This is a genomic window from Mycobacterium sp. 852013-50091_SCH5140682 (assembly GCF_001665685.1).
Classification (GTDB): Bacteria; Actinomycetota; Actinomycetes; order Mycobacteriales; family Mycobacteriaceae; genus Mycobacterium.
On sequence record NZ_LZTB01000010.1, the window covers coordinates 65,394 to 85,325 of the forward strand.

The 19,932-nt window shown below is 67.3% G+C and carries 21 protein-coding genes; 15 read left to right on the top strand and 6 right to left on the bottom strand.

Translation table 11 applies throughout. The features are described 5' to 3' along the window. Positions 1-18 precede the first annotated feature (18 nt). Positions 19-1,287, top strand: coding sequence for a phosphoribosylamine--glycine ligase (gene purD, locus A5784_RS02790; protein ID WP_064942113.1), 1,269 nt, complete (start codon positions 19-21; stop codon positions 1,285-1,287). A 111-nt stretch (positions 1,288-1,398) separates the two neighbouring features. On the opposite strand, the gene A5784_RS02795 is transcribed toward purD, so the two are convergent. Next, positions 1,399-2,232 carry an alpha/beta hydrolase gene (locus A5784_RS02795; RefSeq protein ID WP_064942115.1) on the bottom strand — a complete coding sequence of 278 codons (834 nt, stop codon included), beginning with the start codon at positions 2,230-2,232 and terminating at the stop codon, positions 1,399-1,401. A gap of 109 nt (positions 2,233-2,341) precedes the next feature. Here A5784_RS02795 and A5784_RS02800 point away from each other — a divergent pair, with 109 nt between their 5' ends. Then, a complete protein-coding gene (locus A5784_RS02800; RefSeq protein WP_064942366.1) occupies positions 2,342-2,971 on the top strand; it encodes a TetR/AcrR family transcriptional regulator in 630 nt (209 codons plus the stop codon). Here the strand turns inward: A5784_RS02800 and relZ are convergent. Next, entirely contained in the window at positions 2,968-4,695 is a 1,728-nt protein-coding gene (relZ, locus tag A5784_RS02805) for a bifunctional ribonuclease/(p)ppGpp synthase (RefSeq protein ID WP_064942117.1), read from the bottom strand. The two genes, A5784_RS02800 and relZ, sit on opposite strands and share 4 nt — an antisense overlap. A gap of 50 nt (positions 4,696-4,745) precedes the next feature. Here relZ and purB point away from each other — a divergent pair, with 50 nt between their 5' ends. Genes purB through A5784_RS02825 form a run of 4 tightly spaced genes read left to right on the top strand, consistent with a single transcriptional unit; the run spans position 4,746 to position 8,854 of the window. Further along, positions 4,746-6,164 (top strand): adenylosuccinate lyase, encoded by a 1,419-nt coding sequence (gene purB / locus A5784_RS02810; RefSeq protein WP_064942368.1) that lies wholly within the window; start codon positions 4,746-4,748, stop codon positions 6,162-6,164. After that, the gene (locus A5784_RS02815) at positions 6,161-7,381 is read left to right on the top strand and encodes a cytochrome P450 (protein WP_064942119.1); all 1,221 of its coding nucleotides are present in this window, start codon (positions 6,161-6,163) and stop codon (positions 7,379-7,381) included. Before purB ends, A5784_RS02815 begins: the two co-directional genes overlap by 4 nt. Further along, positions 7,378-8,292, top strand: coding sequence for a tellurite resistance/C4-dicarboxylate transporter family protein (locus tag A5784_RS02820; RefSeq protein WP_156750343.1), 915 nt, complete (start codon positions 7,378-7,380; stop codon positions 8,290-8,292). The genes A5784_RS02815 and A5784_RS02820 overlap by 4 nt, the downstream gene beginning before the upstream one ends. Beyond that, positions 8,273-8,854, top strand: coding sequence for a DUF1707 SHOCT-like domain-containing protein (locus tag A5784_RS02825; RefSeq protein ID WP_064942123.1), 582 nt, complete (start codon positions 8,273-8,275; stop codon positions 8,852-8,854). Before A5784_RS02820 ends, A5784_RS02825 begins: the two co-directional genes overlap by 20 nt. Here A5784_RS02825 and A5784_RS02830 read toward each other — a convergent pair. Both A5784_RS02830 and A5784_RS02835 read right to left on the bottom strand, forming a co-directional pair. After that, positions 8,799-9,698, bottom strand: coding sequence for a type IV toxin-antitoxin system AbiEi family antitoxin domain-containing protein (locus A5784_RS02830; protein WP_064942125.1), 900 nt, complete (start codon positions 9,696-9,698; stop codon positions 8,799-8,801). The two genes, A5784_RS02825 and A5784_RS02830, sit on opposite strands and share 56 nt — an antisense overlap. A gap of 101 nt (positions 9,699-9,799) precedes the next feature. Continuing rightward, on the bottom strand, positions 9,800-10,423 hold the full coding sequence (locus A5784_RS02835) for a hypothetical protein (RefSeq protein ID WP_064942127.1): 624 nt from the start codon (positions 10,421-10,423) through the stop codon (positions 9,800-9,802). A gap of 30 nt (positions 10,424-10,453) precedes the next feature. Here A5784_RS02835 and A5784_RS02840 point away from each other — a divergent pair, with 30 nt between their 5' ends. Then, positions 10,454-11,341 carry a phosphoribosylaminoimidazolesuccinocarboxamide synthase gene (locus A5784_RS02840; RefSeq protein ID WP_064942129.1) on the top strand — a complete coding sequence of 296 codons (888 nt, stop codon included), beginning with the start codon at positions 10,454-10,456 and terminating at the stop codon, positions 11,339-11,341. Then, positions 11,338-13,527 carry a S9 family peptidase gene (locus A5784_RS02845; protein ID WP_064942131.1) on the top strand — a complete coding sequence of 730 codons (2,190 nt, stop codon included), beginning with the start codon at positions 11,338-11,340 and terminating at the stop codon, positions 13,525-13,527. Before A5784_RS02840 ends, A5784_RS02845 begins: the two co-directional genes overlap by 4 nt. Here the strand turns inward: A5784_RS02845 and A5784_RS02850 are convergent. Beyond that, the gene (locus tag A5784_RS02850; RefSeq protein WP_064942133.1) at positions 13,453-13,902 is read right to left on the bottom strand and encodes a DoxX family protein; all 450 of its coding nucleotides are present in this window, start codon (positions 13,900-13,902) and stop codon (positions 13,453-13,455) included. The two genes, A5784_RS02845 and A5784_RS02850, sit on opposite strands and share 75 nt — an antisense overlap. An 83-nt stretch (positions 13,903-13,985) precedes the next feature. Between A5784_RS02850 and A5784_RS02855 the strand changes: the two genes are divergently transcribed. From A5784_RS02855 to A5784_RS02870, 4 genes are all read left to right on the top strand, one after another. Beyond that, positions 13,986-14,531 carry a TetR/AcrR family transcriptional regulator gene (locus tag A5784_RS02855; protein ID WP_064942135.1) on the top strand — a complete coding sequence of 182 codons (546 nt, stop codon included), beginning with the start codon at positions 13,986-13,988 and terminating at the stop codon, positions 14,529-14,531. A 24-nt stretch (positions 14,532-14,555) separates the two neighbouring features. Further along, positions 14,556-15,038, top strand: coding sequence for a glutathione peroxidase (locus tag A5784_RS02860; RefSeq protein ID WP_502687486.1), 483 nt, complete (start codon positions 14,556-14,558; stop codon positions 15,036-15,038). A gap of 69 nt (positions 15,039-15,107) precedes the next feature. Then, on the top strand, positions 15,108-15,812 hold the full coding sequence (locus tag A5784_RS02865; protein WP_064942139.1) for a DUF2334 domain-containing protein: 705 nt from the start codon (positions 15,108-15,110) through the stop codon (positions 15,810-15,812). Between the two features lie 21 nt (positions 15,813-15,833). Next, a complete protein-coding gene (locus tag A5784_RS02870; protein ID WP_064942141.1) occupies positions 15,834-17,477 on the top strand; it encodes an FAD-binding dehydrogenase in 1,644 nt (547 codons plus the stop codon). Here the strand turns inward: A5784_RS02870 and A5784_RS02875 are convergent. After that, positions 17,474-18,112, bottom strand: a complete 639-nt coding sequence (locus A5784_RS02875) for an MBL fold metallo-hydrolase (RefSeq protein WP_064942370.1) — start codon at positions 18,110-18,112, stop codon at positions 17,474-17,476. The two genes, A5784_RS02870 and A5784_RS02875, sit on opposite strands and share 4 nt — an antisense overlap. A gap of 19 nt (positions 18,113-18,131) precedes the next feature. Here A5784_RS02875 and A5784_RS02880 point away from each other — a divergent pair, with 19 nt between their 5' ends. Genes A5784_RS02880 through purQ form a run of 3 tightly spaced genes read left to right on the top strand, consistent with a single transcriptional unit; the run spans position 18,132 to position 19,727 of the window. Continuing rightward, positions 18,132-18,806 carry an ATPase gene (locus tag A5784_RS02880; protein ID WP_353651896.1) on the top strand — a complete coding sequence of 225 codons (675 nt, stop codon included), beginning with the start codon at positions 18,132-18,134 and terminating at the stop codon, positions 18,804-18,806. Between the two features lie 10 nt (positions 18,807-18,816). Next, complete coding sequence (gene purS / locus A5784_RS02885) at positions 18,817-19,056, top strand: phosphoribosylformylglycinamidine synthase subunit PurS (RefSeq protein ID WP_019970485.1); 240 nt, start codon at positions 18,817-18,819, stop codon at positions 19,054-19,056. Then, positions 19,053-19,727 carry a phosphoribosylformylglycinamidine synthase subunit PurQ gene (gene purQ / locus A5784_RS02890; protein ID WP_064942144.1) on the top strand — a complete coding sequence of 225 codons (675 nt, stop codon included), beginning with the start codon at positions 19,053-19,055 and terminating at the stop codon, positions 19,725-19,727. Before purS ends, purQ begins: the two co-directional genes overlap by 4 nt. The last annotated feature ends 205 nt before the right edge of the window (positions 19,728-19,932 follow it).

Sequence of the window (19,932 nt, forward strand, 5' to 3'; positions counted from 1 at the left end):
CCGCTACGCTTTACCTCCGTGCGCGTCCTCGTGATCGGATCCGGTGCCCGTGAACACGCTCTGCTCCTGGCGCTGCGCCGGGACCCAGAGGTCGAAGAGCTGGCAATCGCCCCCGGCAATGCGGGAACGGCGATCATCGCCGACCAGTACGACGTCGACGTCACCTCCGGCGAAGCGGTCGTCAAACTTGCCCAGCGGCTCGAATCCGACCTCGTGGTGATCGGCCCCGAGGTGCCGCTGGTGCTCGGTGTCGGCGACGCCGTGCGCGCGGCAGGCATCGCCTGCTTCGGCCCGACGAAGGACGCCGCCCGCATCGAAGGCTCCAAGGCGTTCGCCAAGGACGTCATGACCAAGGCCGGAGTTCGCACCGCGAGCAGTGAAATCGTCGACAACCCCGGCCACCTCGACGCGGCGCTGGACCGGTTCGGCCCGCCGGCAGGGCAGGCCGCGTGGGTGGTCAAGGACGACGGCCTGGCCGCGGGCAAGGGTGTTGTGGTTACCACCGACCGCGACACCGCGCGGGCGCACGCGGCCAGCCTGCTCGACTCCGGCCACCCGGTGCTGCTGGAGTCGTTCCTCGACGGTCCCGAGGTCTCGCTGTTCTGTGTGGTCGACGGGGAGACGGTGGTCCCGCTGCTGCCGGCGCAGGATTTCAAGCGCGTCGGCGACGGTGACTCGGGACCCAACACCGGTGGCATGGGCGCCTACTCACCGCTGCCGTGGCTGCACGAGGCCGTGACCACACAGATCGTCGACGAGATCGTCAAACCCGTTGCCGCCGAACTGGTTGCGCGGGGCAGTTCGTTCTCGGGCCTGCTCTATGCGGGGCTGGCCATCACGTCGAACGGGCCCGCGGTGGTCGAATTCAACTGCCGCTTCGGCGATCCCGAGACGCAGGCGGTGCTGGCGTTGCTGGAGTCACCGCTGGGGCAGCTGTTGCGTGCGGCGGCAACCGGGCAACTGGCGTCGTTCGGTGAGCTGCAGTGGCAGGACGGTTATGCCGTCAGCGTGGTGGTGGCCGCCGAGAACTACCCGGGCCGGCCTCGGCTGGGTGACGTGATTGCCGGATCGGAAGCCGACGGCGTGCTGCACGCCGGTACTGCTCGTCGCGACGACGGTGCCGTCGTCTCGTCTGGCGGCCGGGTGCTGTCGGTGGTGGGCACCGGCCCTGACCTCTCGGCCGCCCGCGATGCCGCGTACTCGTTGGTCAAGTCAATCAAGTTGCCGGGCAGCCACTTCCGCACCGACATCGCATTGGCTGCGGCTGAGGGACGCATCAGCCTGTAGGGCTCGCCTTTCCGGCGCGAGCAGGCAGTGCGGTACGCGAAACGCGGCGTGTCGCGTACCGCCGCGTCTGCTCGCCGGAAAAGGGTGTCGCCGGAAAAAGGTGACGCCGGATCAGGCGACGAGCAGCGGAGCCATCCAGGAGATCTCGGCGGGCAGCTGCTGACTCCAGAATCCGGAGTCGTGGCCGCCGGGGGAGAAGCCGCCGGCCGGATGGTTGGGCAGCTGCGCGATGAACTGCTGAGTGGCCGAATAGAACGGATCGCTGTTGCCGCAATCGATCCGGATCGGGATCGATCCCAGCGCGGGCAGTCCCCACACCGTGTTGGCGGCATAGTCGTCGGCGCCGTCGAAGGCGCCCGGCGCGGTCGCCCCTGACGACGTCCACAGCGCCGGGCTCACCGCGCAGATCGCCGCGGTGCGCGCAGGCCCCAGTCGTGCACCGAGCAGCAGAGCGCCGTACCCGCCCATCGACCAGCCCAGGAAGCCCACTCGCGAGGTGTCCAGACCCTGGTCGCCGAGCATCGGGATCAGCTCGTTGAGCACCATTGCGCCCGAATCCTCACCGGATGCGCGCTTGTGCCAGTAGCCGCCTCCGCCGTCGACGGCGACCACCGCGAACGGCGGCAGGCCGGCCGCAACCGCTTGTGCCAGACCGTTTTCCACGCCGCCTGCCATCACCTCGGCAGCGTCGGAACCCTTGCCGTGCAGGGCGATGACGGGGCGTAGCTTCCCGGTCTGGCCGGGCGGGCGGGCGATGGCCCAATTGGTGTCGACGCCGCCGCGGGCTGCGGACGTGAACGATCCGCTGACGTAGGTCGGCGCAGCGGCGGGCGGGCTGGCCAGCGCGGGAGCGGACCCCAGGGCTGCCCCCAGCGTGTAGGCACCGGCCGCACCGGCACCGAGGCGCAGCAGGGCGCGACGGTTCAAGTCAGGCATGGCGGCCATCTTGCCATCGTGCCGCCGCCACCCACCAATGGCTCCGTCGTCCGAATAAACCTGAGTAAAGACTGATGATTGGCCGAAAGCCCTATGGCAGGTGGGCTCGACTGGCAGCATGCTAATGGTGACAGCAGCAGTCACTCCGAAGGGGGAGCGTCGGCGGTACGCCCTCGTAAGGGCGGCCGCTGACCTGTTGTGTGAGGGCGGATTCGATGCCGTCCGTCACCGTGCCGTGGCCCGCCGTGCCGGCTTGCCGCTGGCGTCGACCACCTACTATTTCTCCTCGCTCGACGATCTGATCGCCAAGGCCGTGGAGGACATCGGAATCCGCGAAGCCGAGCAGTTGAAGGCCGGAGTGGCCGCGTTGAGCCGTCGCCGTCGCGGCGCAGAATCGACGGCCGACGTGCTGGTCGACCTCCTGGTCGGGGACTCTCCGGAAACCCGGGTCACCGAGCAGCTGATCTCCCGCTACGAGCGCTACATCGCGTGCGCGCGCCAGCCCGGACTGCGCGACATCCAGCGCCGAATCCGCCAACAACGCACCGACGCGGTGGTCGAAGCGGTCGAGCGGTCCGGCCGAGCGGTGCGTTCCGAATTGCTCACCGCGCTGGTGTGCGCGGTGGACGGTGCGGTGGTCGCGTCGCTCATGGACGAGGGCGACGGTCCCCGCGCCAGCGCCCGCGCGACGCTCATCGATGTGATCGATGTGCTCGCCCCGGTCGACGAGCGGCCCGTGCACATCTAAGAATTGTCGCGCAGTTTCTCAATCCTGTTCTGCAACAACTCCGTTCGGTGCGCATTGCCCTCCAGGCCGATATAGCGCTCGCCGTACACCGCGAGCAGGACGTCGTCCAGGCGGCGCACCGCTCCCGGCGGGAACCGGTATCCCATAGCGTTGTTCACCTTGTCGGCGTCGACCGAGTCGAGCAGCCCGCTCAGCGCGTCCAGCGACGTGATCCCGAGTTCCAATAACAGCCCCGAGATCCAGCTGTAGTGATCGGTGCGCGACCACCCCGCATCGGGGTAACGGTTGCCCAGATACGTCGCCAGCACGGCCGTGGCGATCCGCGAATCGGTAGACCAATCGGAATCCTCGTCGGTGACCGTCGTGCGCAGCCGCTGACGGATCGCGGTGAACTCCCGGTCGGCCAGCTCGAGCAGTCCCGCCGCCAGAGTGAAGCGGCGGTCCAGATCGGCGCCGTGCTCGGCGGGAATGGAACCCTTGTAGCGGATGTCGTGCTCGAATTCCGCCCATGCGTGCTGCAGCACCGTGCGCACCTGGATCGAGGCAGGCTGCGTCTCGCCCTCGACGCCGACCAGCAGGTGCCGGCTGGCATAACCCCAGCGACCTTTGCGCGCGGTCTGCAGGCCGATGTCCTGGTCGTCCAAAAGCCGCATCTCCGTGGCCAGCAGATGGGCCACCGTGTCGACGTCCTCGCGAAGGTAAGTGATGACCCGCAGCCCGACTTGATCGGTGATCTCCACCAGCGGGTCGGTGTAGAGCCGACGCCCGTCGACGGTCCGGTCGACCTTGGCGGCGAAGGACTCGACGCTCTTGGTCCGTGCCGTGATGCTGAGGTAGTTGATGCCGGCGTCGTCGAGCAGGTCGGTCACCAGTCGCAGGTAGTGCTCCGTGGCGGTGACCAGAGCGGGACGCCGTCGCCGGTACTCGGCCACCGCGTTCTGCGCGGTCAGCACGGCCGGGGGTGCCGGCTCGTTCGTGGGTTCTTTTCGGGGGCGGGGGAGCCTGTCGGCGGGTAGTGACGGGGTGACGATGTAACCGGAGGCGACGTCACCGTAGATGGTCACGTCTTCCGGCCGGTGGTACCAGTACAACCCGATGTAGGCACAGATCAGGGCGTCGACGGGGTCTTCGTCACGGTCCAGCTGGCCGGGGCGCGTCGCGGCTTCGACCCGCTTGCGCAACTCGACCCAGCTGACGCTGCGGTTTGCCCGCAGCCGCGGTGTCGCCTTGTCGAGCTCTTCGACATGGGTCATCAACTTGAGCAGCTCGCGTTGGCGATCCTCGAACGAGCCCCGCTTGTACTTCAGCGTCTTGTCGAGGCCGAACAGCACGACCGCGGCGGGGTGCGGGTAGACCTCGATCGCCCGTCGATGGGACGACGAGGCGGGGTCTATGTCCAGGTCGAGGGCGGAAGCGATGCGCGCGGCGCGCGGATGCTTGAACTCGGGCCGCTCGGTGAACGCGGGGCGCGCACCGGCGTCGAACCGCTGGAAGTCCCGGTTGAGCTCCCGTTCGCACGGTCGGTAGCCTTCGGCGTTCTTGACGATGAGCGGTGCGTCGATGGCGACCAGGCAGTCGTCCTTGACGTACGGCTTGATGGTTGCTGCGATGCTGTCGTCGTCCTGTGCCACGCCGACGTGAAGCACACGCCCGTCCGCGTCGATCGCCGCGACACCGGTCTGATTCTTCTCGCCCCAGGCGAGGTCGAGCCCGACGAAGTGCATCCGTCCACTGTCTCATTGGTGTGCCCGGCTGGCCCGTAAGCTGTGTGTTCGTGACGATTCCGAATGTTCTGGCCAACCGCTACGCCAGCGAGGAGATGGTCGCGATCTGGTCGCCAGAGGCCAAGATCGTCGCGGAGCGCCGGCTGTGGCTGGCTGTGCTGCGTGCCCAGGCCGAGCTGGGCGTCGGCGTGCCCGACGGCGTGATCGACGACTACGAACGCGTCCTGGACAACGTCGACCTGGCTTCCATCGCCGCGCGCGAACGCGTGACCCGCCACGATGTGAAGGCCCGCATCGAAGAGTTCAACGCCCTCGCCGGCCACGAGCACGTGCACAAGGGCATGACGAGCCGCGACCTCACCGAGAACGTCGAGCAGCTGCAGATCCGCAGCTCCCTGGAACTGGTGTTCGCCCACGGGGTCGCGGTGGTGGCCCGGTTGGCCGAGCGTGCCGTGGTGTACCGCGACCTGGTGATGGCCGGGCGCAGTCACAACGTCGCCGCGCAGGCAACCACGCTGGGCAAGCGGTTCGCCTCGGCGGCCGAGGAAAGCTTGGTGGCCCTGCAACGTGTCCGTGAGCTGATCGACCGGTACCCGCTGCGGGGCATCAAGGGGCCGATGGGCACCGCGCAGGACATGCTCGACCTGTTCGACGGCGACACCGGCAAGCTGGCCGAGCTGGAGCGCCGGGTTGCCGAATTCCTGCGATTCACCGATGTTTTCACCAGTGTCGGGCAGGTGTATCCGCGGTCGCTGGATCACGATGTGGTGTCTGCGCTGGTTCAGCTGGGCGCGGGGCCGTCGTCGATGGCGCACACCATCCGGCTGATGGCCGGGCACGAACTGGTGACCGAGGGCTTCGCGCCGGGGCAGGTCGGATCGTCGGCCATGCCGCACAAGATGAACACCCGTTCCTGCGAGCGGGTCAACGGCCTGCAGGTGGTGCTGCGTGGTTACGCGTCGATGGCGGCGGAACTGGCCGGAGCGCAATGGAACGAGGGCGACGTGTTCTGTTCGGTGGTGCGCCGGGTCGCGCTGCCCGACGCGTTCTTCGCCATCGACGGGCAGACCGAGACCTTCTTGACGGTGCTCGACGAATTCGGCGCGTACCCCGCGGTGATCCAGCGCGAACTGGACCGCTACCTGCCGTTCCTGGCCACCACCCGCATCCTGATCGCCGCGGTGCGCGCCGGAGTCGGCCGCGAAGCCGCCCACGAGGTGATCAAGGAACACGCGGTCGCGGTGGCGCTCGCCATGCGCGAGCAGGGCAAGGAACCAGACCTGCTGGACAGGTTGGCCGCCGACCCGCGACTGCCCCTGGACCGGGTCGCTCTCGAGACGGCCCTGGCCGACCGCCAGGCGTTCACCGGAGCCGCGGGTGCGCAGGTCGACGGAGTTGTCGCGGCCGTCGACGAACTGGTCAGCCGTTACCCTGAGGCAGCCAAGTACACCTCGGGTGCCATCTTGTGACATTGGCAGATCTGACCGATCTGGACAATTTCGCGCATGGGTTTCCCAATGAGCTGTTCGCCGAGCACCGGCGGGTGGCGTCGGTGTACTGGCACCCGCCGACGGAACACACGCCCGACGGCGAGGGGTTCTGGTCTGTGGCTACCCACGCTGAAACCCTTGCGGTGCTGCGGGATCCGTCGACGTTCTCGTCGGTGACCGGGGGTTCGCGGCCGTTCGGCGGAACCCTGCTGCAGGATCTGTCCATCGCGGGGCAGGTGCTGAACATGATGGACGACCCACGGCACTCCGAGATCCGCAGGCTGGTCAGCTCGGGGCTGACTCCCAGGATGATCCGGCGCGTCGAGGAAGATCTGCGGGCGCGGGCGCGCAGGCTGCTGGATGCCGTCTCGATGGGTGAAGGATTCGACTTCCTGGTCGACGTGGCCGCGGAACTGCCCATGCAGATGATCTGCATCTTGCTGGGAGTTCCTGAGTCTGAACGGCATTGGCTCTTCGAAGCCATCGAGCCGCAGTTCGACTTCGGCTCGGCCCGCACCGCGTCGGTGGGGCAATTGTCGGCCGAGGAAGCCGGCACCCGGATGTTCACCTATGGGCAGGAACTCATCGCCGCCAAGCGGGCACACCCCACCGATGACATGCTGTCGTTGGTGGCCAACGCGTTTCGCGACGATGAAGCCGCGGCACTGTCCGACATGGAGCTGTACCTGTTCTTTAGCCTGCTGTTCAGTGCGGGTGCAGAGACCACGCGCAATGCGGTCGCGGGCGGCCTGTTGGCGCTGATCGAGCATCCCGATCAACTGCAGTTGTTGCGTTCAGATCCGGCGCTGTTGCCGACCGCGATCGAAGAGATGGTGCGCTGGACTTCGCCGTCACCCTCGAAGCGTCGTACGGCGACCCGTTCGGTGACCCTGGGCGGCTGCGATATCGAGGCCGGGCAGAAGGTCCAGGTGTGGGAAGGTTCGGCCAACCGCGACGAATTGGTGTTCGCCGACGCGGACGTTTTCGACGTCACGCGTAAACCCAATCCGCACTTGGGTTTCGGGTACGGCGTGCACTACTGCCTCGGCGCCAATCTGGCCCGGTTGGAACTTCGCGTGCTGTTCGAGGAGCTGCTCGAGCGGTTCTCGTCGGCCCGACTGGTTCAGCCGGTCGAATGGACCCGCAGCAACCGGCACACCGGCATCCGGCATTTGGTGGTGGAGCTCGCGGCGTGAAACCTGAGATGTTCGCGATAGTCATGGCGACCGGCATCGTGTCGATCTCCGCCGCGGACCACGGTTTCGGCGTCATCAGCGTTCTCTTGGCGGCGCTGGCTGCCGTCGCACTGCCGGTATTGATGTATCTGGCTGCCGCGCGATGGCGGACGTTCGATCTACGCGACATCGACACGGTGGTCGGGCTTTTCACGTATGTAGCGGCCTGTGCGGTGCTGGCCTCGCGATTCGCCGAGTACCCGGTCGCAGTGTGGGGCCTCGGAGCGATGGGCCTTGCGGGCTGGTTATCCCTCGTTCCGATGCTGCTGAAGAGAATGTGGCGACTGGGCCCGACAGGGCTGCGCGACCGGGCGCATGGCACTTGGGAACTCGCCAGCGTCGCGACGTCCGGACTGGCCATCGTGTTCGTGGCCGAGGGAATCATGTTCTGGGCATTGATCTTCTGGGTCTGTGCGCTGGTGGCCTACGGCGTGATGACGCTGCTCATCGCGTGGCGGGCGTTGGGGCAACCGGAAGCTCGGCGCAACGTGCCACCCGATCACTGGATCCTGATGGGCGGTCTCGCGATCGCCACGTTGGCCGGCGAGCACATCCACGCCGCACTGCATCCGGGCCCGCTCGCCGCTACCGTGCGGATCGTCACCATCGCGACCCTCGCGGTCGCGACGGTGCAGATCGTGCCCCTGGCCGTCACCAGCTGGCGGCAGATGCTCGACTGGCCCGCAGTGTTCCCCCTCGGCATGTACTCGGCGGCCACCTTTGCCATGACGCTCGAAACCGGTTGGCAGCCACTGTCCGTCGTCTCGCTGGTGTTCTTCTGGATTGCGCTCGCGGCGTGGCTTGCCGTCGCGGTCATCGTGACCCGTCGGCTCATTCGCCTAACCTCGGAGCATGGACTCAGGCCAGAATGACCACCTCCGCGTCTCCGACGCCGAGCGGGCCAAGGTAGGCCAACTGCTGGAGCGCGCGGTCAGCGAAGGAATGCTCACGCTCGACGAATTCACCGAGCGCTACGACGCCGCACTGGCCGCACGCACCCGCGGCGAACTGCGGGTCGTGCTCGCCGACCTGCCGATGACGGGCACGGCCGCACCACGCCCGGCACCCGAAGTGTTGCGGGGCCGCATGGCGTCGATCGTGCGGCGCGGGCAATGGACGGTGGCCCCGGTTCTGCAACTCAACACCCGGATGTGCAGCACCACGCTCGACTTCACCTCGGCCGTGTTGCCCGGGCCCGTCGTGGAGGTCCTCATCGACGACTACTGCAGTTCGACTGAGCTCATCGTCCCGGCCACCGCGACCGCCGACCTCAACGGCGTCGACGCCGTCGCGGGTAGTGCGACGGTCAAGGTGCGGACCAGCCCGCCGTCACAGCAGCTGCATCTCGTTGTCCGCGGCCGCGTCCGGATGGGCGCGGTCACGGTGCGCCACCCGTTCGGAAGCTGGCTGCGACGGCTGCACGGGACTCGATAGCGAAGCGGATCTCGGCGAGCACCCGTTGCGGGTACTCGGTGAGATCAAGCCAGGTGAAGCGCAGCACCTGCCAGCCCATCAACGCAATCTCGTTCTGCTTGACGCGGTCCTTCTGAAAGTCGTCCTGGTCGTGGTGAAAGGCCCAGCCGTCGGTTTCGATCGCGATCTTGTGCCGCGGAAACGCGACATCGACCACGTAGCGCCCGAGACGGTAGTTGGCTTTCCATCCGTCGATCCGGGCGTCCTTGAGCAATTTGACCAGCAACCGCTCCGCAGCGGACCGGGCTCCGTCGGCCGCGGCCTGCAGCAGTATGCGGGCGGCGGGCGAGCCATGTCTTCCTTTGTTGCGGAGGTGTACCCGCCACAGGTCCTTGAGTTCGACATGGCGCTGCAAGGCAGAATCCATCAGCTTGGCGCCACCGCCTCGCCTGGCCGCGGCTTCGACAACGGTCAGCGGCAGCGACGTCACGCGCAGACCGTGGCGCTCGACGATGTCGGTGGGCCAGAGGTCGCGGCGGCGCATGCGAATACCCTGCCTACGAGGGTGATGGCTGTCCCTGGGGACGGTCACCTCGACGTCTTCCGGCGGGTATTTTGTGACGCCATGCCACCACGCCGCGGCTAGCCCGCTTGCCGTCGCGTCGGGACCAAGGGCCCACACCGCTGCGCGCACCCGCGCGGCATCCGTGAACTGGCGATCGTCGACGAAATAGACGCCCGGGAAGCAACGCAGCCACCGCCCGGAGCGGACTCTGCGGTTCACCGCGTCTTGACTCAGGCCAGCCTGCTTGGCCTGGGACAGGGTGATCACGCCGTCGTGATCCCGCAGAAAGTCGTCAAGCACATCCGATTGGACGGGGTATGGCTGTCAACCGGTTCCCACCCCAGTGATTTGTGTGCATTTACCGGCGGTGGGCGCCGCCAAACGCACACAAATCCCTCGAATCAGTCGAGGCGGCGCAGTCGCATGCCCGCTGAGCGCAGTTCGAGCGCGGCCAGGCCTCGGATGGCGCGTGGTTCCTCGCGGCGCCAGGCACCTACGGGGTCGTCGGACACCGCGGTGAGCTTGGCCAGCGGCCGGTTGGCCAGGGCGCGAAGCGCCAGCAGTTGCTCGCCCGCGGCCGTCGAGGCCAGCGTGATGGCAGTCCACTTGCGCCGGAAGAACCGCACGCGCAGGTACAGCCATGGCATCGCGACGAACAGGATGGGCGCGGCGGCGACGGCCAGCGCCAACACCCAGGCCAGCCAGCTGGCCGTGGAGTCGAGGCTGCTGCCTGCTCCGGCGATGTCCAGCGCCGCCTCGCTGGCAGCTCGCAGCGGCTTGCTCAGGGTGTCGCCGACCAGCGGTATGTGGTGGGCGCTGTCACCGGCTGAGTCCAGATTGTCGGCCACGCCGTTGGCGCCGTCATGCACCTGGCGGCCCACCGTCGCGATGGTGGCGATGGCCGAATGCACGGCCATACCGACCAGCACCCACACCGTTATCCACGCCAGGACCGCGACGTCGCTGAACAGTTGCGCCAGCAATCGGCCGGGTCGGTGGGCGTACGGCAGGTACCGCGATCTCATGGCATCGATCCCAACACATAGGCTGACCGGATGCGTCCCGCTCTGTCCGAGTACCAGCACCTGGCCAGCGGCAAGGTCCGCGAGCTGTACCGCGTCGATGACAACCACCTGCTGTTCGTGGCGTCCGACCGGATATCGGCCTACGACCACATCCTCGACTCGCAGATCCCCGACAAAGGCCGGATCCTCACGGCGATGAGCGTGTTCTTCTTCGACCACGTCGAGGCGCCCAACCATCTCGCCGGGCCACCGGACGATCCCCGCATCCCCGAGGAGGTGCTGGGCCGCGCACTTGTGGTGCGTCAGCTCAAGATGCTGCCGGTCGAGTGCGTGGCGCGCGGCTACCTGACCGGATCGGGCCTGATCGACTATCAGAAGACCGGCTCGGTGTGCGGTATCCCGCTGCCGCCCGGGCTCGGGGAGGCCAGCAAGTTCGACGAGCCGTTGTTCACCCCGGCCACCAAGGCCGAATTGGGCGAGCACGACGAGAACATCTCCTTCGCCCAGGTGATCGATCTGGTGGGGCCGGTGCTGGCCAATCAGCTGAAGGCGCGCACATTGCAGACCTACCTGCAGGGCGCCGACCACGCGCTCACTCAGGGCATCATCATCGCGGACACGAAGTTCGAATTCGGTGTCGACGAGAACGGCGACGTGGTGCTCGCAGACGAGGTCTTCACCCCGGACTCGTCGCGGTACTGGCGGGCGGATTCCTACCAGCAGGGTGTGGTGCAGGACAGCTTCGACAAACAATTCGTGCGCAACTGGCTGACCGGGCCGGAGTCGGGCTGGGACCGCCACGGCGACGCGCCGCCACCACCGCTGCCCGATGAGATCGTGGCGGCGACAAGAGAGCGCTACATCGAGGCGTACGAACGGATTTCGGGGCTGCGCTTCGCCGATTGGATCGGCGCATGAGCCAGCCCGTGACTCCGCCGATCGCCAAGCGAGGCAACCACCGTCGCGAGCACCACGGCGACGTGTTCATCGACCCGTATGAGTGGCTGCGCGACAAGAACGATCCCGAGGTGATCGCCCATCTCGAAGCCGAGAACGCGTTCACCACGCATGCCACGGAGTATCTGGAGCCCTTGCGGCAGAAGATCTTCGACGAGATCAAGGCTCGCACCAAGGAGACCGACCTTTCGGTCCCCACCCGCCGGGACAACTGGTGGTACTACGCCCGCTCCTTCGAGGGCAAGCAGTACGGCGTGCATTGCCGCTGCCCGGTCACGGACCCCGACGACTGGACCCCGCCCGAGTTCGACGAGCACACCGATGTTCCGGGTGAGCAGGTGCTGCTCGACGAGAACGTCGAAGCCGACGGCCACGACTACTTCGCGCTCGGTGCGGCCTCGGTCAGCCTGGACGGCAACGTGTTGGCGTATTCGGTCGACGTCAAGGGCGACGAGCGCTACACCCTGCGATTCCGGGACCTACGCACCGGCCAGGAGTACGACGACACGATCGTCGGCATCGGTTCCGGCGCAACCTGGGCAGCCGACAGCCGGACGATCTACTACACCACCGTCGACGACGCCTGGCGGCCGGACACGGTGTGGCGGCACCGCCTCGCTGCGGGCCTGCCTGCCGAGAAGGTGTATCACGAACCCGACGAACGGTTCTGGGTCGGCGTCGGACGCAGCCGCAGCAACAAGTACCTGTTCATCGCGGCGGGCAGTGCGGTCACCACGGAGGTCCGCTATGCCGATGCCAACGATCCGGAAGCCCAGTTCATCCCGGTCTGGGAGCGGCGGGATCTGGTCGAGTACTCCGTCGAGCATGCCGTCATCGGCGGTGAGGACCGCTTCCTCATCCTGCACAACGACGGCGCCGAGAACTTCACGCTCGTCGACGCACCGGTCAACGACCCCAATGCTTTTCATCCGCTGATCGCTCACCGGGCCGATGTGCGTCTCGACGCGGTCGACGCCTTCGACGGTTTTCTGGTGATCAGTTACCGCAGTGAGGCGTTGCCGAAGATTCAGCTGTGGCCCGTGAACGCCAACGGCGGGTACGGCACACCCGAGGAACTGACCTTCGACTCCGAGCTGACCGCTGCGGGCCTGGCCGGCAACCCCAACTGGTCTGCGCCGAAACTGCGAATCGCCGCAACCTCGTTCGTCACGCCGGCCCGGGTGTATGACCTGGATCTCGCCCGACCCGATGGTGCTCCTCACGTGCGCGCTGGCCATCGGACACTGCTACGCGAACAGCCGGTGCTGGGCGGCTATCGACCGGAAGACTATGTGGAGCGCCGGGATTGGGCGACGGCCCCCGACGGCGCGCGGGTGCCGATCTCGATCATCCACCGGGCCGGCCTGCAATTCCCTGCTCCCACCCTGCTGTACGGCTACGGGGCCTATGAGTCGTGCGAGGATCCCCGGTTTTCGATCGCCCGGCTGTCGCTGCTGGACCGCGGCATGGTGTTCGCAATCGCCCACGTACGCGGCGGCGGTGAGCTCGGCAGGCCGTGGTACGAGCACGGCAAGCTGCTGGAGAAGATGAACACCTTCACCGACTTCATCGCGGTGGCAAGGCATCTCATCGATATCGACCTGACGCGGCCGCAGAACCTGGTCGCCCTAGGGGGTAGCGCCGGTGGTCTGCTGATGGGCGCGATCGCCAACATGGCGCCGGAGCTGTTCGCAGGCATCCTGGCCCAGGTGCCGTTCGTCGACGCACTGACCACGATTCTCGATCCATCGCTGCCGTTGACCGTCACCGAATGGGACGAGTGGGGAAATCCGTTGGAGGACCCCGAGGTTTACGCCTACATGAAGTCCTACACGCCGTACGAGAATGTCGCGGCCCGGGACTACCCGCCGATCCTGGCGATGACCTCACTCAACGACACCCGGGTGTATTACGTCGAACCCGCGAAATGGGTTGCGGCGCTACGGCATGTCCAGTCAGATCCGGTGAACGAGGCCGACAAGGTGCTGTTGAAGACCGAGATGGTGGCGGGTCACGGCGGAATCAGCGGGCGCTACGAACGCTGGAAAGAGGCGGCCTTCCAGTACGCGTGGCTACTGGCCGCCGCCGATCGCGACAACTATGGCAGCGGCCAGGTAGACAGCCTCTTCGCCGGTCCGAAGACCTAGACGGGTAGTCATCGACTTCGGCGGGTTCGGCATCCGGGCGGCGTAGACGTTGGCCGGGAACATGGCGAGCATCAGCAGGAAGAGGCATACCGCCGCGGCCACCCGCGTCGGCGGGTAGAGCAGGCCCAGCGCGCCGGCCAGCTCGAGCGCACCGGTGACGGTCACCAGCAGTGCCGGCGCGGGAAGCCGCGGCGGCACGATCGCGATCATGTCTGCGCGCAACGGGTTGACGAAGTGTGCGACGCCCGTCATCACGAACATCGCCGCGAGGCCGACGGCCACGGCGCGAGGCCAGCTGTCGACGTAGTCGACCCCTGCCCAACCGACGACGCGAGCCGCCACGCTGCCCAGAACCAACGTCAGGAACACGGCCATCGCACACCTCAATCTTGTCATTGTCTAGTTGGTACCGTACCGCTAATCTAGTCGCTGTCAAGATCGCGGGCTAGGATGACCGCATGAGCTACCACCACGGTGATCTGAAGGCCGTGATCCTTGCCCAGGCCGCCACCCTGGTGGCGCAGCGCGGGGCCGACGGTGTCTCGCTGCGCGAGCTGGCCCGTGCAGCCGGCGTTTCGCACGCCGCACCGGCGCATCACTTCACCGATCGGCGCGGACTGTTCACCGCGCTGGCCACGGAAGGCTTCCAGTTGCTGGCCGCTGCGCTGACTGACGCCCGTCCCCAGTTCATCGACGCCGCCAAGGCTTATGTCCGGTTCGCGCTGGACCATCCAGGCCACTACGCGGTGATGTTCGACAAGTCGCTCTATGACGAGAGCAACCCCGAACTCGTCGTGGCCGCCGCGGCCGCGCGGGCCGAGCTCGACAGCGGAGTCGGCACTCTCGTCGACCCCAGAGCCCACGCCGACCCCGAAGCGGCCGCGCTGGCCGCATGGTCACTGGTACACGGCTTTTCGTTGCTCTGGCTCAACGATGCCGTCGACACAGGAGCCGACCCGCTCGGTGTCGTCGAGCGATTGGGCCTGATCCTGTTCGACGCATAGGTGCGGTAGCGTCGACGTGTGAGCATCGACCAAATTCCGCTGACCACCCTCGACGGCACCCCGACCACGTTGAGCGCGTTGGCAACTGGCGCGGCGCTGGTGGTCAACGTGGCATCGAAATGCGGTCTCACCCCGCAGTACGCGGCGCTGGAGAAGCTCGCGCAAGACTACGGTGACCGCGGGCTCACCGTCATCGGAGTGCCCTGCAACCAGTTCATGGGGCAGGAACCCGGCACGCCCGAGGAGATCCAGACGTTCTGCTCGACCACCTACGGCGTCACCTTCCCGCTGCTGGCCAAGACCGACGTCAACGGACCCGACCGGCACCCGCTGTACGCCGCCCTGACCACGGCCGCCGACGCCGACGGTGCGGCCGGCGACATCCAGTGGAATTTCGAGAAGTTCCTGCTGGCGCCCGGTGGCGTGGTGGTCAACCGGTTCCGGCCGCGTACCGCGCCCGATGCGCCCGAAGTGGTGGCGGCCATCGAAGCGGTCGTGCCGCGATAGCCCCCAATCGACATTTGGCGGCAGAGTGTTGGAAACCGTTGCGTCATGTGACGTTGTCACACTGATGGGGTGGCCGGACAACTCTTCGTCTCGATCTCACAGATCAGTGACCGCACGCTGGGCGACGTCGAATCATTCTGCGCCGAACTCGACAGCCGGGGCGTGCCGGCCTCGCTTCTGGTCGCACCACGACTCAAAGGCGGATACCGCTTGGACCGCGACGCCGCGACGGTGGAATGGCTGACCGCCCGCCGCGCCGCCGGTGACGCAGTGGTCCTGCACGGGTACGACGAGGCCGCCACCAAGAAGCGTCGCGGCGAGTTCGCGAGCCTGCCCGCGCACGAGGCCAACCTGCGGATCATGGGCGCCGACCGGGTGCTCGAGCACCTCGGCCTACGCACCAGGCTCTTCGCCGCCCCGGGCTGGACGGTGTCGCAAGGCACTGTGACCGCTTTACCGCGCAACGGCTTTCGGTTGCTGGCCGGGCTCAGCGGGGTTACCGACCTGGTCCGTCAGACCACGCTGAGGGCGCGCGTGCTCGGTATCGGTGAGGGCTTTCTCACCGAACCGTGGTGGTGCCGGACCCTGGTTCTGGCTGCTGAGCGCACTGCCCGGCGCGACGGCGTGGTCCGCGTCGCCGTCGCCGCGCGGCATCTCCACCGGCCCGGTCCGCGACAGGCCATGCTCGACGCCATCGACCTGGCTTTGCTGCACAGCAGCGCGCCCGCCGTCTACCACTGGAACGTCGATTCGGTACTGACCGACGCCGCCTGACTCGCGCTAGTCTTGCCTCTCATGGCAGACGCCGATGTCATCGTCGTGGGAGCGGGTCTGGCTGGACTGGTGGCCGCCTGCGAACTCGTCGAGCGTGGACACCGCGTGCTCATCGTGGACCAGGAGAACGCGGCCAACGTCGGGGGCCAGGCGTTCTGGTCGTTCGGCGGGCTGTTCTTCGTCGACAGCCCCGAACAACGCAGGCTCGGCATCCGCGACAGCGAGGCGCTCGCACTGCAGGACTGGTTGGGCACCGCGGGATTCGACAGGCCCGAAGACCACTGGCCGCGCGAATGGGCGCATGCCTACGTGGATTTCGCGGCGGGGGAGAAGCGCAGCTGGTTGCGGGCCCGCGGGTTGCAGACCTTCCCTTTGGTCGGCTGGGCCGAGCGTGGGGGTTACGACGCGCTCGGGCACGGCAATTCGGTACCGCGGTTCCACATCACCTGGGGCACCGGCCCTGCGCTCGTCGAGATGTTTGCCCGCCGCGTGCGCAACAACACGCGCGTCCGATTCGCCCACCGGCACCGCGTCGACGAGCTGATCGTGTCCGACGGTCTGGTGGCCGGGGTGCGAGGCTCGGTGCTGGAGCCGTCATCGGCGGCCCGCGGTGTGGCGTCATCGCGAAACATAGTGGGCAGCTTCGAGTTCCACGCGTCAGCTGTGATCGTGGCCAGCGGGGGCATCGGCGGCAACCACGACCTGGTCCGCAAGAATTGGCCTGCCCGCATGGGCCGGGTGCCCGAACAGCTGCTCAGCGGTGTGCCCGCCCACGTCGACGGACGCATGATCGGGATCTCCGAGGCTGCGGGCGCGCGCGTCATCAACAGCGACCGGATGTGGCACTACACCGAGGGAATCACCAACTACGATCCCGTCTGGCCCGCACACGGTATCCGCATCCTGCCCGGGCCCTCGTCATTGTGGTTGGACGCCAACGGAAGACGGCTGCCGGTGCCGCTCTATCCCGGCTTCGACACCCTCGGCACCCTGGAACACATCTGCCGAACCGGGCAGGACTACACGTGGTTCATCCTCAACGCCCGGATCATCGCCAAGGAATTCGCGCTCTCGGGCCAGGAACAGAACCCCGATCTGACCGACCGCAGCGTGCGCGACGTGCTGGCGCGGGTCAGGCGGGGCGCGCCCGCTCCGATCCAGGCGTTCGTGGACCGCGGTGTCGACTTCGTCAGCGCACCGACCTTGCGCGAGTTGGTATCTGCGATGAACACGGTCCCCGATGTGGTCGAACTCGACTATGCGACGGTGGCCGCCGAAGTCACCGCGCGCGACAGGGAAGTGGCCAACCGCTACACCAAGGACGGACAGATCACCGCGATCCGCGCAGCACGTGGCTACCTCGGCGACCGGTTGGGACGCGTCGTCGCACCGCATCGGCTCACCGATCCGGAAGCCGGTCCCCTGATCGCCGTCAAACTACACATCCTCACCCGAAAGTCGTTGGGTGGCTTGGAAACCGACTTGGACTCCCGGGTGCTGCGCGAGGACGGCACGGCGCTGCCCGGGCTGTACGCCGCCGGCGAGGCAGCCGGGTTTGGCGGCGGGGGTGTGCACGGCTACCGGTCGCTGGAGGGAACCTTCCTGGGCGGCTGCATCTTCTCCGGCCGCGCCGCCGGTCGGGGCGCGGCAGCCGACATCGCCTAGAACTCGGTGCCGTTTTCCTCCTCGAGGACCTGGAAATCGGTGGTGGTCATCTCGCTGAGCCGCCCGTAGTAGATACCCCGCGCGTTGCGTTCGATGATGCCCTGGTGGATCGGCACCGCCCGGGCCGGCGCCACGGCGCGCAGGTATTCGACAGCCTCGGAGATCTTCATCCACGGCGCGGCCGCCGGGGTGGCCAGCACGTCGACCGGCTCGCCGGGCTCGAACAGCGCGTCGCCCGGGTGCATCAGCCGCGCCGGATGTTCAGCGTCGCCCAGCAGATACGAGATGTTGTCGATCACCGGGATTTCGGGGTGGATCACCGCGTGCCTGCCGCCGACCCCGCGCACGGTGATGTTGCCGACCTGGAACTGGTCACCCACCTGCACGGCCTGCCACTCTCCGCCCAGTTGGGCCGCGGTCTGGGGGTCGGCATACAGGGCCGCTTGCGGGTTGGCGTCGACCAGCGCGGGCAGACGGGCCGGGTCGGCGTGGTCAGGGTGCTGATGGGTGATCAGGATCGCCGACAGGCCGGTGATGCCCTCGAATCCGTGCGAGAAATTGCCGGGGTCGAACAACACCGTGGTGCCCGACATGCTGGCCAGAAGGCATGAATGTCCGAAATGCGTCAATTGCATGCCTATATTGTTGCCCTCAGTGGCTGCAATCATGCGGATGATGTGGGCGATGTTGCTCGCGGTCTTCGGGCTGGCGGCCACGCCTGGGGCGGCCTCGTCGCAGCCCTCGACCTGTCCGCCGATGTGCGATCAGATCCCCGCTTCGGCATGGATCGCCGCGTCGGACATCCCCCTGTACCGCACCTACCACTGGGGCGAGCCGGCCGGACTGGCCGTGGCGACCGCGGGCCCGCGGTTCCGGTTCGAGGACGACTGCGCGACGCCGCCGCTGCCGGGTGACGCGCGCGGCTACGCGGTGAGCGCCCGGGCCCTCATCCCTGAACCGGCCGGCCAGTGGCAGGTGCAAGCACAGGTGGTGCACTGGCGGGGCGAGACCTGGCGCGGCGCCGACATCGCGCTCGGCGTCATCCGAGTGGCGGCCGGCGCGCTGCGGGCCTGCCAGCTGACCGCGCCGCAGAGCTCTCCGTCGATCACCACCGATGTGCCCGGCCAGCTGGCGGCGGTGCTCAGCATCGACGGCAACCGGGTGCTGCACCAGTATTTGCTGGCCGACACCCGCAACAGCACCGTGGTGGAGCTCGCGATGTGGTCAACGACCCCGCCGCAGGTTCCGTGGCCGACGATTCCCGATAGCCAGGTGTTCGACGCGATGACCAGGCCACTGTGCGACGCCTACCTGGGGTCGTGCCGGTAGAGTGTGCGCCGTGGCAAAGGTAGTTGTGCATGTGATGCCCAAGGCCGAGATCCTGGACCCCCAGGGGCAGGCCATTGTCGGGGCGCTCGGCCGTCTCGGGCATGCGGGTATCTCAGATGTTCGACAGGGCAAGCGTTTTGAGCTTGAAGTCGACGATTCCGTGGCCGACGAGACGCTGGCCGAGATCGCCGAGTCTCTGTTGGCCAACACCGTGATCGAAGACTTCGCGGTGAGCCGGGAGGATTCGTGACCGCCCGAATCGGCGTCATCACCTTCCCCGGCACCCTCGACGACGTCGACGCCGCGCGTGCGGTGCGACTGGCCGGGGGTGAAGCGGTCAACCTTTGGCACGCCGACGCGGATCTGCACGGCGTGGACGCCGTTGTGGTACCCGGCGGCTTCTCCTACGGCGACTACTTGCGCTGCGGCGCCATCGCCAAGTTCGCCCCCGTGATGGCGTCCGTCGTCTCCGCAGCTGAAAAGGGAATGCCGGTCCTGGGCATCTGCAACGGTTTTCAGGTGCTGTGCGAAGCGGGCTTGCTGCCGGGCGCCTTGACCCGTAATGCCGGACTGCACTTCATCTGCCGCGACGTGTGGCTGGAAGTGGCGTCCTCCTCGACGGCGTGGACGACCCGCTACGAGCAGGGCGCTGATCTGCTGATCCCGCTCAAGTCAGGCGAAGGCCGCTATGTGGCGTCCGAGGCGGTGCTCGACGAGCTCGAAGCCGAGGATCGCGTGGTCTTCCGTTACCGCGAGAACCTCAACGGCTCGATGCGCAACATCGCAGGCGTCTGCTCGGCCAACCGCCGCATCGTCGGTCTCATGCCGCACCCTGAACACGCGACGGAGGCCTTGACCGGTCCGTCCGACGACGGCCTCGGCCTCTTCTACTCTGCGTTGGACGCCGTCCTCACAGCCTGACCGTTGTTGCGGACGCGTTGAGTCTGCACTGAGGGCGTTCGCTTCTCGATGTTTTGCGCCTTCACCGCAGACTCGATGTGGTGCTAGTCGACTGCTCAGCGTCGCGACCGAAGTAGGCACCACCCTCGGCCGACCGCAACCGTGCGCAAAATGCCGACCGCGAGCGGCGTGTCGCCGAAGCAGACACGCACGCTCGCGGTGCAAG